Genomic DNA, 13,512 nt, shown 5'->3' on the forward strand with positions numbered 1-13,512 from the left:
TGCGAGGGCGAGCAAATTGGCGGGAAATAACAGCAAAGGATCTTGAGTGAGCAGTTGGCTATTTGCGTAACTAAAGGCGTTGTAGAGCTGTTGTGTGGCCGAGGCAACTAAGCTATCGAGGCCATTATGGGTTAACGCATCGGCTTGCTCTGAGGTTAATAGCTTAAATCGATGGGGAAAATAATATTGGCCTAGGGCTTCACCCATTTGCATGTCGGCACTGCGAATATCGGTAAAGGCGGTATTTTGAGTCTTAAGCTGCTCCATCAGGAGCGTTGCCGCCGCAATGGCTTGCGTTTCATCCTTGGCAATCAGGGCAAGATACACTTGATCGGCGAGTGTTGACTCCACTTGCTCGAGGGCGCGGGCTGTGAGCGCATCCTGCTGCAGATGGGGCAATATGGCGAGAATATCGCTTTGAACCTTAGCCCCATTTTGCCACAGTTGCAGCGTCCATAGGCTCGCCGCCAGCATCAGACACAGCCAAATCGCAAGGCGTAATTTGCTTGAGGTGTACATCAGCCTGTGACCTATGCGCGTGGCAATCTTGGTCGCCATTATTTTGCCTTGCTCTCTTGAGGATCAGTCTCCCGTGGAGGAACTTTTTGAGTTAGCGCGATTGAGAACTGGGTTAATTCGGCTTCGCTCAGTTTACCTTGGCGCAGCTCGCGAAAATCGATACGGGTGATATCCTGCGGACTCACGCTGGGGGCGGCGCTGAGCAACACTAAGGCATGAAGAGTATCACTGCCTTCGAGCACCATGTTAGCGATGGCTTTTTTCATCAGCGGATCTTTAGGGGTTAATCCGAGCTGCCAGTTTTCCTTAGCTAATTCATTTGTTAACGTTTTTTGAGCTAAGAAGTGCAGCTCAAAATGACTGCTTAATCCTGAAATATCGCCGCCCAGCATGGCACTCACCAGACTTGGTAATAAATCCCCCATGGCTGCTGCACTTGCCGAAGCATCGGCGCTGCTGACTTGCACTCGTCCTTGGCTATCCCGCTGAATAAGTTGCTTATCCTTTAAAATGAGCAAGGACTCAAAGGGCGTAAGCTGCTGCCAAATCAGCCCTTGGTCTTTGTCGAACACAAACTGACCTTGGCTAATGAGGGGCTTTTTTAACACTTTAAGTTGGCGGGATTGCACAAAGTGGCCGCGTACCGTCTCGCCAAGGTTAAGCTTTTGGCTGAGGGCGAGTAATGCGGCATTATCGGCTCCTTGGTTAAACAGGGGTTGATATTGGCTCGCTTCTGTAAGGTTAGGATCAGCAAGGTCTTGCGCCTGCACAGAGCCAAGCAGCATGCAGCTTAACAGTGCGCCTTGGCAGAACCATTGCACCCACTTAGCTCGCGACCAGGTTTTGAGGAGGGCATTCATTCGCTATCCGCCTTTACAAGCAGCGGAGCGATTTTGCTGCGAAATATCTCTGGCGTTACAAAGCACATTTCTTGGCTTGTCATATCCACCGCTGCTTGAATGGTATAGCCCTTAGTAATTCGCTCGCCCGTTGTGGTATCACGGATTTGATAATTGATTTTTAGGCGATTTTCCCACTCAACTAACTCGGCACGCACGGTAATATGTTGCTCAAAGGTGCTGGGCTTAACGTATTTGATCTGCACATCAATAATCGGCCAAGCGTAGTTCGAGGCCTGCATTTGGCGATAGTTGTAGCCTAATTCGTCAAGCAATTTGCAGCGGGCGACCTCAAAGTAACGCAGGTAATTCCCATGCCAAGTGATCCCCATCGAATCCACATCGTGGAAGGGGATCTGCATGTCCATTTCTATGCTAAGCAAGGCTTTCATCGGCACACTTCCCATTCGCCCGCTTGGATTTTCGCAACGGTTTGGCGCAGCACGGCTTCCAGTGGTCGGTCTTCGACTAATGGCTCAAAGTCAGCGCGCACTTGGGCGAGCGTGGTCGCAAGCGATGGCGTCAGTGAGGCTTCGTCTAACTCGTTTTGGTTGATACGCAGACCAATGCCTTGGGTCATGGCGAGCAGGGCTGCGGCGGCGACTTGTTCTGTCAGCTGTAATACACGCATACAGTCACGGGCGGCGATAGTGCCCATGCTGACTTTATCTTGGTTATGGCATTCGGTTGAGCGTGAGAAAACGCTCGCGGGCATAGTGTGTTTCAGTGCTTCCGCCGTCCAAGCAGAAACGCCGATTTGCACCGCCTTAAAGCCATGGTTGATGGCGCGACGTGCACCAGTCGAACCCGAAAGGTTAGCGGGTAAACCGTTGTTAAACTTAGGGTCCATCACTAATGCCATTTGGCGATCGATCAGATCGGCGATATTGGCCACAGTATTTTTTAAGGAATCCATCGCAAAGGCGATATGCCCGCCGTAAAAATGGCCGCCATGGAGAATATGCTCGCCTTCAGCATCGACAATCGGGTTGTCGTTGGCGCTGTTAACTTCGGTTTCGATAAATTGGCGCATAAAGGGCAGCGCGTCTTGCAGCACGCCAATAATGTGCGGCGCGCAGCGGATGGAATACCTGTCCTGCAGACGATCTGAATTGCGCGGGTGAACATGGTGGTTCAAATCTTCCCGTATCCAAGTGGCGATTTGGTTTTGCCCTGGATGGGGTTTGGCAGCAAACAAAATATCGTCGAAATGGTTCGAGTTGCCTTTGAGGGTTAACGACGCCATGGCGGTAATGCGGCTGGCTAAACGCGCTAAATATTGTGCGCGATCAAAGGCCAAACAGGCTAATGCTGTCATCACTGCCGTGCCATTCATCAGGGCTAAGCCTTCTTTGGGGCGCAGCACATGGGGCGTGATGCTCAGCTCGCGGTAAACCTCTTGGGTGGCTCTGCGCTCGCCTTGGTAAATCACTTCGCGCTCACCGACTAATACGGCGGCTAAATACGACAGTGGCGTTAAATCGCCACTGGCACCGACTGAACCTTCCTCTGGGATCACTGGCACGATATTGAGATTAAGCAAGGTTTCGATGCGCTTTAATAACTCATAGGTGACACCTGATTTGCCAATCGCGAGGGAGTTTAAACGGCAAGCCATCACGGCGCGCGCCTGCATTACGCTTAAGACTTCGCCAAGGCCACAACCATGAAAACGGGATAAGTGCAGCGGCAGTTCGTGCACTAAGTCCAGGCTCACGTTGACAGTGCAGGAGTCGCCATAGCCGGTGGTGACGCCATAGACCACACCTTCTTCGTGCAGCAAACTATCGATAAAGCGGGCGCCTTTTTGGATATATTCTTGATAATCGGCATCATCACAGAGTTTGACCTTGGCACCCTTAGCCACGGCGACGACCTGCTCTAATGTGAGTAACTGACGGCCAAATTCGATTGGCGACTCAACGGTTGTCGTGTGAGTAACTGCGTGGTTCATAAATGCTCTGTCCTGTCTGTAGTGCGCTCCTGCTCTGGGAGTGCTGCTGTCGTTTTGTGGGCGGATGTCGCGCGGTTAACCTGGTTATCATCCCGCCAAAAATCAAAGAAGTTAAACCATTGCAAGGGCTCACGCCTTGCGTAGTGTTCGAGGCGTTCGCTGTAGCGAGAAACGGCCTGTTGGAGTCGTTCCATTCTGCCCGCTCGTGGGCCTTTAAGTGTCTCGGCGAAGCGCTCTAAATGCACTCGATAACGCCCTTGCTCACGCAGGCAGAACATCAGATAAACCGGGCAATCTAAGAGTCCGGCCAGAATAAAGGGCCCCTGCGGGAAGGCTGCATCTTGACCCATAAATGGCGCGTACACGACTCGCCCTTGGGCGTGGGATGAGGTTCTATCCCCTGCAATCACCACTAACTCGCCGTCTTCAATTTTTTGTTGTAATAGCATGGATGTGGCGGGATTTAGCTCGGTCACTTGGATCAAATTCAGCGTGCTATCGGGATTTAACTGTTTGAGTACGTTATTAAAGTTTTCGGCATGGCTGGTTAACACCATGACATTGACTTTGACCTTGCGCTGGTGGATTGAAATCGCGCGGCACAGCTCGAGATTGCCTAAGTGGGACACCAGCAGCACGGCACCTTGGCCGCTTTCTAGCTGATCGGCCAGCACTTGGCGGTCGGGAAAATCCACTTGGCTTAATTGAATGCGATCGCACCAAGCATCGATTCTATCGAGCGCCGCATTACCAAAGGCGATAAAGTGGCTTAAGCTGTCGCGCCAGCCAACGGGCTGATTTAACTGAGGATGCCGTGGCTCGAGGCGCTGCACGCGGCGCAGAAAATCCAATGAGGCTTGGCGGCTGACTTTTCCGGTCAGGAAGAAATAGCAAATCACGGGATACATAATGGCGCGGCATAGCCAATGGCCACCAAAACGGTAGCTTTCGACTAACAGTTTGATGCCCCAATAACTGCCGCGCTCCTTCATGGCTGACCAATGGGTCGCAGTATGAGCAGATGACGTCGATTTCGCCGCTTGTTTACGGTGCAGCAACTGCGGCAGGCGTTTTAACATGCCGAAAAATAGCCGCGTGTGCAGTTTAGTGATACGCACATTGTCGGCCACACCTTGAAAGTGGCTGACGCCATTTTCGGGATAAATGACCTTGGTGGGGTGAAACAGAATTTCTACCCCTTGCCAGTAGAGTTTTACTAGGATTTCGATATCGAAATCCATCCGCTCTGTTAGTGCTTGTTGGCTGAAGAGACGCTCGGTGGCAGCTAATGGATACACCCTAAATCCGCACATAGAATCTTGAATATCAAAGCTTAAGGTTTCGACCCATACCCAAAAGTGGGTGAGATAACGGCCGTAGAGTCGCCCCTTGGGGACGGACTCATCGTACTCGGGCTTACCTGAGATCAGCGCATCCGGCTTGGCCTGCGCCTTGGCGAGCATCGCGGGGATATCGCTTAAATTATGCTGGCCGTCGGCATCGACCTGTAGCGCATGGGTAAAACCATCGCGATAGGCGCGGCGAAGCCCCGTCATCACCGCTGCACCTTTACCTCGGTTGTAGGGGTGTTGCAGCAAGGTCACCCAATCGTGTTGCTCCGCCAAGGATTGCAGCAGATAGCGGGTCTCATCATTACTGCCATCGTCAATCAAATAGCAGGGTAGATTAAGAGTGGCGAGCTCGGCCAAGGTCTGGGCGATCGCGGCGCTGTGATTGTAATTGGGGATCACCAGTGCCAGCTTGATTGGGACTGGGCCCATTAAATCACTTGGCGGGGCTAACATTATGTCGTTCATACCGTCGCTCACTGCGCCGCTCCATCACCTTGCTTGCTGGCAAAGCTGATACGGCCTGAGGCATAGCGGTGGTCGCCATCGCTGTAGGCAAAGGTGAGTTTTTCCTTGGCGGCATTGTGACTGATGATTAAGGTCACTTCCTGCCCTGGCAGAATAAGCTGTTGAAACTTTAGTACTTCTAAATTAGCGACCGCAGCGTTGTAACCAAAATGCTCGCAACCTAAGCGCACGGCCCAATCGAGTTGGGTCACGCCGGGGAGTACGGCTTGCTCGGGGAAATGGCCGTTAAAATATTCGAGATCGGCGGCGACCAGCAGGCGTAATTCGATGCTATCAGGGCCGAACTCTGATGTGAGTATCGGCGGTAAACTCGACTTAATCATGGTCAAATAACTCAACTAGCTGGGCGGCGACACGCTTACCCTGAGTGTTTAACGGTAGGGTGTCGGGGTAACGCCAGCGGCGCGGTAGGGTTACTCGTTCAAACTGGGTCAGCAGATGCGCTTTTAAGGCATTGTTGATACTGAGTTTTCCCTGCTCTTGATGCACGCTACGGCCCAATGGTGACAGGGTAATGACGGCTCCTAACTGGGATTTAAACTGGGGCAATACGACCAAGGCAGCCTGCTCGACATAGGCGTGGCTACTGAGCAAGGTCTCCATTTGCGCCAGCGACAGGCGTTTTTCTTCAATCTTAACGATGCGATCGAGCCTGCCTTTGAGTCTAAATTGGCCATTGGCTGTCGGTTCGATTTTATCTTCGCAGCGTAACCATTGATCGTCGACCAAATAGGGTGACTTCAGCAGCAGGGCGCCATCGTCAGCGTCTTGGTCTATGGTAATTTGTTCAAACACTTGCCAAGGTTCATCGGCCTCATGTTGACGGCGATAGGCAATACCGCCGGTTTCGGTGCTACCAAAAATCTCTATGGGTAAATGGCCGTAACATTGGGCGACACCCTGGGCGGCGGTGAAACTTAAGGGGCCGCCAGAGCTAAAGACCAAGCTGGGTGAACGTAATTGGCGTTCATGCTCCAGCGCCTTAGGCAAACGGGATAATTGCGCCGGGCTACTGATTAAACACAGATTCGGCAACAGCGCAGTGTAGTAGCTTAGGGTCTCTGGATATTCAATTTGCTCGCTTAAAAAGGGGCGACTGGCGGCTAAGGGCCAGAGGATTTTAAACAGCAAGCCATAGATATGCTGATGGGAAACGGTCGAGACCACACTGCAATGGGGCAAATGTTCGGCGAAGGTATGCTCGAGCACAGTCACTTCGGCATCGAGCTGCCTTAGGCTCTTGCGAATGGCCTTAGGTTCGCCACTGCTGCCCGAGGTAAACAGCACCAGTTCACCAAAGCTGTCGCTCTTGGGCCAAGATTTTGTGGGCAGACTCAGCTCTTTATTCAATAGGATAAAGGCGTGACTCTCGCACAATGGCTTGTCGGACAATATGCCTTCAAATTGGTGTGTTAATTCGCTCAAGGTGCCGGTTTGGGTGTTGGGCGGCAAAATAATTTCTTTGCCTGCCAAGAGTGCGGCACATAGGCCAACGGCAAACAGATCGCTGGTATCACTCGCCAGTAGCCATTTTCGCTCAGGCGCTTGGCGCAGCTGCTCATAAAAATGGGCCACCTGATTGGTAAACAAGGTACCTGTGACTATGTCATGGTGGTTAAAGCTGATCAGTTGTTGGGCGAATGGCCCCTGGATTAACCAGTTTTTGAGTAGCTGTGTCATGTTTTCTTCAACCAAAAGCTGCGATATAACCATTCCCCACCGAGGAGCAGTCCCATGAGTACATATGCAATCAAACCGTTGTACAAGGTCCAAGTTGCTAGGCTGGTAAATGCGGCGGTATAGGCCGCCATTGAGCCATTAAGGATAAATAAGCCGCACCAAAGTAGGGTGACTTTTTTAAGGTAGCCTATGGCTTCATCCGGCAAATCGGGTTCTTTTAACCGCGCGAGCCGCTCTATCATGCTTGGGCCTTGGTATAGCGAGTAGCTAAACAGGGCTAACATGGTGAGATTAATCACCACGGGGTAATACAACAGCCAGTCGCTGCGTTTTGCCACAAAACTGCCAGCAGTGAGCGCGATCCCCACAAGCAAAGGCAAGGCTAATGTTTTAACCTTTTGCTTTTGCAGCATTAAACGCACTACTAACAACAGGCAAAGCACTAGGGCGATTGTGCCTGCGGGTAGATAGTTTAGCCCCAAATACACGGCAACTGGGTAGGCTATCAGCGCGAGTGCGGTGAGCACCTGTAGCAGGACGCGCATTAGTCTTTTACTAGGCCTTCAATGGCGTTGACCACATCATTGACGGTACGAACTGATTTAAATTCATCGGGTTGAATTTTTTTGCCTGTCAGTTGTTGCAGCTTAATCACCAGATCGACGGCATCAATACTGTCCAGATCTAACTCTTCGTAAAGATTGGCGTCGGGGGTAATCGCATCGGCATCGATTTCAAACTCATCCACTAAAATCGTGGTCAGCATAGCGAGGATTTGTTCACGGTTTTGCATTTTCCTCTCCTATGGGCGCTGTGATTCGATAAATTTAGCAAGGCTGGCCACACTGTAAAAATGCGCCTTAGTGCTATCCGAGTTGGCTTCGATTTTGACATCAAACTTTTTCTTGATGGCTAAACCTAACTCGAGGGCGTCGATAGAATCGAGTCCGAGTCCGTCACCAAATAGGGGGGCATCGGTTTCAATATCATCAATACTGACATCTTCTAGGTCGAGGCAGTCGATAATTAACTGTTTAATTTCGTTGTGTAAAGTCATAATTATTTTCGAGTTGTTGTTGATAATATTGTTCAAGGTCCCGAGTTAATTGTCGGGCCATTTTCGCATGCTCACCCAAAGGGGCTTGATAGGCTTGGTGAGGAATTGGATTGCCGATTTCGACGGCCATCCCCATGGTTTGCCTTGGGATCTCATACCAAGGCTGTTCCTTTGTCAAACCTCGTACATTGGTGCGCAAAACCACAGGTAAAATATCGGCTTGGGTACGAATAGCAATATTGGCGGCGCCCCGGGCAAACTCATTGATTATTGAGCCAAATACTGTGCGTGTACCTTCAGGGAAGATAATTAAATTAGTGCCTCTGGCGAGCACTTCGCGGCAATCTTCGAGCATCAACTCTGCGCCGCGATTCGGGATATAACCTGCGCAGGAAACCACACCACGTAAAAACGGATTACGCCAAAGGCCTTGTTTAACGATACAACCCGCATTGGGCATGAGACTGATCAACACCACCACATCGACGAGACTCGGGTGATTGGCGATGACGATCACCCCTTTGGCGCTATGTAACTGCTCGGCATTATGGGTGCTAACGTTGATCACCCCAGCCCACGTCAACATAGCGACAAAGCCTTTAAACATAGTGTGCACGGCTTTTTGCACGCGGATAATCCTCGCCTCAGGTGTGCCGGGCCAAAAACGCAGTAACGGCAATATGGTGAGCGAACTTAACAGTCCACCTAAACCAAAGGCAATATAGCAACTGACGCCACCGAGCCAACGGGGAATATAGTTGATTCCCGTGCGGCGTTTTTCGGGCAGCGTATAAGCGACATTGAACTGTGCCCCCTGTGGAGCGGGATTAGCCATGTTCTACGCTCCAGTGCCAATGGGATAAACAGCCAGCAATGTTTTGTGAGGTCGCTAGAGCATGGATCAACATGCCGTAGGACAGCGCAGGAGTAACTTGTTGCTGTGCTTGAGTCAGTTGGCTTAGCGTGAGCTTTACGGACGAGCGATGACAAGCGGGCGCGAGGGTAAAACCTAAGGCTAAGGGGAGTTCATACTCTTGGGTAAACTCATCGTATACCGGCGGCACAGGATCATCGCCAAAGATCAGTAATAACGGCTCTGCTGATTGATGTAGCTGGGCGAAAGCTTCCACCATGGCTTGGGAAAGGGTTTCAGTGCCTGCGGCAATTGAGGTAGAAGGGGCGGTGTTATTGTGTAAAATGCCAAAAATACCACTGCCAGTGTTATGCACGGATTGACTAAAACCTAAGGGAGAAAGCGGTTGCTTAGCGATAATATCTTCGAGCAAGCCAATAGTGCGATGCAGTTCGCCGTGGCGGGAAGCAAATATCGAACGGCAGTTTGGTGGCGTATCACATTGAAAACTGACATCTAGCATCATTTTTGTTAAACGGCTAAAGCGTCTACGCTGCATGGCTGGCACTTGGGGAAGTGCCGGAGATATGCTGTCAGTGGGTGAAGCCTCTTTGGTCGTTTCAGCCGAGTGCTTGCACCAAGTTTGCCAGTCATCATGCTGCTGATAGTTTGGAGCCCACGCCCCCCAAGAGAGGATGCTGAATCTGAGTTGCACTACTTTGCCTCGACACTATTTAAAGCTGTCTTAGTTATCCCTAACTAAGCGAAAACATTAATGAATTGACTGGCTTATCGCTATTTGCTCGTTGGATGAACGAACACAATTCCCCCATTTATTGAACGGCACATTCTACACTAAGTCCTTAGTTTTAATGAAGTCATTTGCATATGCAAGGTTAATAAAATGCAATGAGATTTTGCTTTGTCACTGTTGGCTAACATAGTTTTCAGAACGGGATAAAGACAGGGAGTGTAGACTAAGTGGCTTAACCTCAGTTGAACAGGCTCTGATATCAATAGTAAACAGACGCTTGAGGCGCCTGTTTATTATTAATAATGCCACTATTGATTGAATATCAATCTATTGTGCGAGTTGGCTTTCCATTTTACGCAGTGCAGTTTTCACTTTACGAGTGTTCTCTGGTCCCATACGAACAAGCAGTTTTTGGGCACTAGGTAAGGCTTCCAAATTGGGATCAACGAAGCGATAGTTGACGCTAATTGAACTCAGCTCAATGGGCTCTTCAATAATTGGCGCTGCGAGCATCACCTTAATTGCTTGTAGCATTCTGTCATTGAATTTGGCGTTGCTATAACCCAGTTCAGCGAAGGCTTCATCAAATAGCGGCGTGAGTTGCTTGTAGGTGTGCATTAAGCTTTGCTCATCCATATTGGCAATGACGGTCGCGTAGGCATCATATCTGTGGTAACTCTCTGGATTTAAATACACTTTGTTAGTGATTTCCGCCACGGTAAAGAGTTTTTCAGGGCCCTTAATTGGGCTGACTTTGCGGGTCAATTCGCCCTGCGCCAAGTTATCCACGAAGACTACAAACTGACGGATCAAATCTTGTGTGACTAAGGATGAACCTACGACATTATTACTGATAAGTGCCAGTGCTTTTTGATGCACAAAAGCATCACTCTCAGGCAAGTTTGGCACCGTTTCTACGGGCGCTTGAGGCTCAACGGTGGTGGTTGAGTCAGTTTCCGTCGTGGTCGTTTGTGGTGTTACGTTTTCCACTGGAGTGGTTTCAGGCTCCGGGTTTGTTTCCAGAGTAAGCGGTTCTGACGATGGTGGCTCTGGTAGTACTATCGGTGCATTAGGAATGAGTTTGGGTGAGTCATCTTTACTATAGTAGTAATAACCTGCCGCAGAGAGCAGGATGACGAGCACAATCGCAATCAATGCAAAGCGATTGCTGCTAGACGAGGTCTCTTGAGGTGTAATTCTATCATCTTGATTAACTTGCATTTTACATCCTTCGCTTCAGTGTCAAGGTAATGTGGTGAATATCATGCAGCTAACATTAAAGTGCAAGTGCCGCCTTTTAGGTTGCAAGTTCATTTTGCAAGTTTACACGCGCTTGTCCATAGCGGTTAGCTGAACAGGTTGAATTTATTTTACCTTGAAGGGGTTAGCTTAAGGTTTACGCTTGAACATATTGTTGCCTATGCCCAAGCCAACGATGAATAATGGCATCAACCGCATCGGGTGCTTGCGACATCACATGATTCGCAAGCTTTTGGATATGTGGTATAAGCGCTTGATCTCTAACTAAATCAGCTATCTTAAGTTCGGCTAGCCCTGTCTGTTTAGTGCCTAACACTTCACCGGGACCACGTATCTCTAAGTCTTTCTGTGCGATAACAAAACCATCATTACTCTGCCGCAGGACATTCAACCGCTGACTTGCGGTTTGACTCAGTGGCGCCTTGTAGAGTAACACACAATGACTGGCTACGGCACCGCGCCCTACTCGTCCTCGCAGTTGATGCAACTGTGCAAGTCCCAATCGTTCGGGGTTTTCGATTATCATCAGGCTAGAGTTAGGGACATCGACGCCGACCTCAATTACCGTTGTTGCCACCAATAAGTTGATGGTTCCCGCTTTAAAGTCCGCCATAATTTGTTGCTTTTCAGCACCTTTCATCCTGCCGTGGACTAAACCTATGGTCAGCTCCGGCAGCGATAGTCGTAATTCTTCGGCAGTATCTTCGGCGGCTTGGCACTCGAGGACTTCGGATTCTTCAATCAAGGTACAGACCCAATAGGCTTGGCGCTTGTCCGTGATCACGCTGTTGCGGACGCGCTCGAGTACTTCATTACGGCGCGAATCGGGTATGGCGACTGTGGTGACGGGTGTGCGCCCTGGGGGTAACTCATCGATAATCGAGGTGTCGAGATCGGCGTAGGCCGTCATGGCTAACGTCCGTGGGATCGGGGTTGCCGTCATAATCAACTGATGGGGATGAAACCCTTGATTGATACCTTTTTCCCTGAGTCCCATCCGCTGGTGGACACCAAATCGGTGCTGCTCGTCGATGATAATTAAGGCGAGCCTATGGAAGATAACCTGTTGCTGAAAAATGGCGTGGGTACCGATCACCATTTGCGCTGCGCCAGATTCAATATCCGCTAAAGATTGCGCCCGCGCCTTGCCTTTAAGCTTACCCGCAAGCCAACCGACTTTTAATCCTAGTGGTTCAAACCACGCGGCAAAGTTAGCTGCATGCTGCTCGGCGAGTAATTCGGTAGGCGCCATCATGGCCACTTGATAGCCGTTTTCAATCGCTTGAAGGGCGGCGAGGGCGGCGACTAAGGTTTTGCCTGAGCCGACATCCCCTTGTACTAAGCGCATCATGGGGTGCGGTTGTGCTAAATCTTTACCTATCTCGGCAACGACACGTTGCTGCGCGCCTGTGGGTTTAAAGGGCAGTGAGGCGAGAAAAGGGTTTAGTAATTGCCCCGTGGCATGCATGGTCACGGCGGCGTCGAGGTTACTGCGTTGTCTAAGGCGTAGCATACTCAGGTTGTGGGCGAGTAATTCTTCCTGCACCAGTCGCTGCTGCGCGGGGTGTTGACCAAGCTCTAAATCAAATTGTGAAATCCCCGCATGGGGGCGATGCAGGGTTTGCAGCGCCTGTTTTAGGCTCATGTTGTTTGGCTGCAAATGGGCGGGTAATAACTCGGTCAAGCCGCCATCTTCTAATAATTCAAGTGCCTGTTCGGTGAGCTTAATCCAACTCGCCTGTTTTAAGCCCTCGGTGGTGGGATAAATCGGCGTAAGTGTATCGCTTAGGTGAATATCCTCACCCGGATAGACGATTTTATATTCGGGGTGCACGATTTCCGCTTGATGACTTCCGCGACGAATTTCGCCATAGGCACGGATCATTAATCCATTTTGCATCGCATTGCGCTGCGCCATTGAAAAGTTAAAAAAGCGTAGGCTCATGCTGCCAGTATCGTCACGCACATTGCAGACGAGCATGCGTTTACGGCCTTGAAGGATTTGAGTCGACTGGATTTCGGCCTCAATGGTGCCGTAATTTCCGGGCATGAGTGCGGCGATGGGATAGATTTGAGTGCGGTCTTCGTAGCGCAGGGGCAAGTGAAACAGCAGATCTTGTACTGTTGTGATGCCGAGTTTGGCGAGTTTTTCCGCGACTCTTTTGGCGACGCCCTTGAGTTCGGTGATCGGAACAAGATCCAATTGCTGCAAGTCGTTAGCACTCAATCACTGTGAATTTATACATATACTAACAGAGAATAAACGTAAGGCAATCTTGGGGGATCGACTGCGGTTAAGTGCGCTATGTAAAGAGGCTGAATGATTAGGGCGTGTTGACGTTTCAGGGTTATTTTTGCAGCAATTAGGCTGGCTTTTATGCAAGGCAAAGTCCGTGCCGTGTAGTTATTCTACATAAACGGACGATAACGCGGCAGAAAAGCCAGCCAATGCTGCCAGAAGGGTTCGTCTGGCAAGCTCTTGCTCTTACTTTCTGTCATAAGAGCCGCTCGTCATTTGAGTAGAATAACTACACATCATTCCTCGTTTCGCGAGCACGAACTTGCCAGAACGAACAAAATCTAATCTCGAAACGTCAACACGCCCTAATATTGGGATTAAAAATAGCCTCTTATCTTATACGTCGAGTTATCTTATTAA

General features: G+C 50.1%; 13 protein-coding genes and 1 pseudogene. All 14 read right to left on the bottom strand.

What is annotated here, in order from left to right:
* Positions 1-558, bottom strand: a pseudogene (locus SHEWPOL2_RS08620) (MMPL family transporter); the annotation flags it as partial.
* Positions 558-1,379 (bottom strand): outer membrane lipoprotein carrier protein LolA, encoded by an 822-nt coding sequence (locus SHEWPOL2_RS08625; RefSeq protein ID WP_037427674.1) that lies wholly within the window; start codon positions 1,377-1,379, stop codon positions 558-560. The gene SHEWPOL2_RS08625 and the pseudogene SHEWPOL2_RS08620, both read right to left, overlap by 1 nt.
* On the bottom strand, positions 1,376-1,810 hold the full coding sequence (locus SHEWPOL2_RS08630) for an acyl-CoA thioesterase (protein ID WP_037427676.1): 435 nt from the start codon (positions 1,808-1,810) through the stop codon (positions 1,376-1,378). The genes SHEWPOL2_RS08625 and SHEWPOL2_RS08630 overlap by 4 nt, the downstream gene beginning before the upstream one ends.
* Positions 1,807-3,372: an aromatic amino acid ammonia-lyase gene (locus SHEWPOL2_RS08635; RefSeq protein WP_037427678.1), complete on the bottom strand. Its 1,566-nt coding sequence runs from the start codon at positions 3,370-3,372 to the stop codon at positions 1,807-1,809. The genes SHEWPOL2_RS08630 and SHEWPOL2_RS08635 overlap by 4 nt, the downstream gene beginning before the upstream one ends.
* Complete coding sequence (locus tag SHEWPOL2_RS08640; RefSeq protein WP_037427727.1) at positions 3,369-5,177, bottom strand: glycosyltransferase family 2 protein; 1,809 nt, start codon at positions 5,175-5,177, stop codon at positions 3,369-3,371. Before SHEWPOL2_RS08640 ends, SHEWPOL2_RS08635 begins: the two co-directional genes overlap by 4 nt.
* A gap of 20 nt (positions 5,178-5,197) precedes the next feature.
* Positions 5,198-5,572 (bottom strand): thioester dehydrase, encoded by a 375-nt coding sequence (locus SHEWPOL2_RS08645; protein ID WP_037427680.1) that lies wholly within the window; start codon positions 5,570-5,572, stop codon positions 5,198-5,200.
* Positions 5,565-6,929 carry an AMP-binding protein gene (locus tag SHEWPOL2_RS08650; RefSeq protein ID WP_037427682.1) on the bottom strand — a complete coding sequence of 455 codons (1,365 nt, stop codon included), beginning with the start codon at positions 6,927-6,929 and terminating at the stop codon, positions 5,565-5,567. Before SHEWPOL2_RS08650 ends, SHEWPOL2_RS08645 begins: the two co-directional genes overlap by 8 nt.
* Complete coding sequence (locus SHEWPOL2_RS08655) at positions 6,926-7,474, bottom strand: hypothetical protein (RefSeq protein ID WP_037427683.1); 549 nt, start codon at positions 7,472-7,474, stop codon at positions 6,926-6,928. Before SHEWPOL2_RS08655 ends, SHEWPOL2_RS08650 begins: the two co-directional genes overlap by 4 nt.
* Positions 7,474-7,722, bottom strand: a complete 249-nt coding sequence (locus SHEWPOL2_RS08660) for an acyl carrier protein (RefSeq protein ID WP_011074023.1) — start codon at positions 7,720-7,722, stop codon at positions 7,474-7,476. The genes SHEWPOL2_RS08655 and SHEWPOL2_RS08660 overlap by 1 nt, the downstream gene beginning before the upstream one ends.
* Positions 7,723-7,731: 9 nt before the next feature.
* Positions 7,732-7,986, bottom strand: a complete 255-nt coding sequence (locus SHEWPOL2_RS08665; protein WP_011074022.1) for a phosphopantetheine-binding protein — start codon at positions 7,984-7,986, stop codon at positions 7,732-7,734.
* Complete coding sequence (locus SHEWPOL2_RS08670) at positions 7,964-8,821, bottom strand: lysophospholipid acyltransferase family protein (RefSeq protein ID WP_037427684.1); 858 nt, start codon at positions 8,819-8,821, stop codon at positions 7,964-7,966. Before SHEWPOL2_RS08670 ends, SHEWPOL2_RS08665 begins: the two co-directional genes overlap by 23 nt.
* Positions 8,814-9,554 carry a beta-ketoacyl synthase chain length factor gene (locus SHEWPOL2_RS08675; protein ID WP_037427685.1) on the bottom strand — a complete coding sequence of 247 codons (741 nt, stop codon included), beginning with the start codon at positions 9,552-9,554 and terminating at the stop codon, positions 8,814-8,816. Before SHEWPOL2_RS08675 ends, SHEWPOL2_RS08670 begins: the two co-directional genes overlap by 8 nt.
* Before the next feature lie 366 nt (positions 9,555-9,920).
* Positions 9,921-10,814 (bottom strand): DUF3014 domain-containing protein, encoded by an 894-nt coding sequence (locus SHEWPOL2_RS08680; RefSeq protein ID WP_037427687.1) that lies wholly within the window; start codon positions 10,812-10,814, stop codon positions 9,921-9,923.
* A 175-nt stretch (positions 10,815-10,989) separates the two neighbouring features.
* A complete protein-coding gene (gene recG, locus SHEWPOL2_RS08685; protein ID WP_037423313.1) occupies positions 10,990-13,065 on the bottom strand; it encodes an ATP-dependent DNA helicase RecG in 2,076 nt (691 codons plus the stop codon).
* Positions 13,066-13,512: the final 447 nt, after the last annotated feature.

The sequence above is a fragment of the Shewanella sp. POL2 genome, from assembly GCF_000282755.1.
GTDB classification, from domain to species: Bacteria; Pseudomonadota; Gammaproteobacteria; order Enterobacterales; family Shewanellaceae; genus Shewanella; species Shewanella xiamenensis.

Coding starts and splice junctions, on each gene's coding strand:
- SHEWPOL2_RS08625 (WP_037427674.1), bottom strand. CDS start 1,379: ATGAATGCCCTCCTCAAAACCTGGTCGCGAGCTAAGTGGGTGCAATGG.
- SHEWPOL2_RS08630 (WP_037427676.1), bottom strand. CDS start 1,810: ATGAAAGCCTTGCTTAGCATAGAAATGGACATGCAGATCCCCTTCCAC.
- SHEWPOL2_RS08635 (WP_037427678.1), bottom strand. CDS start 3,372: ATGAACCACGCAGTTACTCACACGACAACCGTTGAGTCGCCAATCGAA.
- SHEWPOL2_RS08640 (WP_037427727.1), bottom strand. CDS start 5,177: ATGTTAGCCCCGCCAAGTGATTTAATGGGCCCAGTCCCAATCAAGCTG.
- SHEWPOL2_RS08645 (WP_037427680.1), bottom strand. CDS start 5,572: ATGATTAAGTCGAGTTTACCGCCGATACTCACATCAGAGTTCGGCCCT.
- SHEWPOL2_RS08650 (WP_037427682.1), bottom strand. CDS start 6,929: ATGACACAGCTACTCAAAAACTGGTTAATCCAGGGGCCATTCGCCCAA.
- SHEWPOL2_RS08655 (WP_037427683.1), bottom strand. CDS start 7,474: ATGCGCGTCCTGCTACAGGTGCTCACCGCACTCGCGCTGATAGCCTAC.
- SHEWPOL2_RS08660 (WP_011074023.1), bottom strand. CDS start 7,722: ATGCAAAACCGTGAACAAATCCTCGCTATGCTGACCACGATTTTAGTG.
- SHEWPOL2_RS08665 (WP_011074022.1), bottom strand. CDS start 7,986: ATGACTTTACACAACGAAATTAAACAGTTAATTATCGACTGCCTCGAC.
- SHEWPOL2_RS08670 (WP_037427684.1), bottom strand. CDS start 8,821: ATGGCTAATCCCGCTCCACAGGGGGCACAGTTCAATGTCGCTTATACG.
- SHEWPOL2_RS08680 (WP_037427687.1), bottom strand. CDS start 10,814: ATGCAAGTTAATCAAGATGATAGAATTACACCTCAAGAGACCTCGTCT.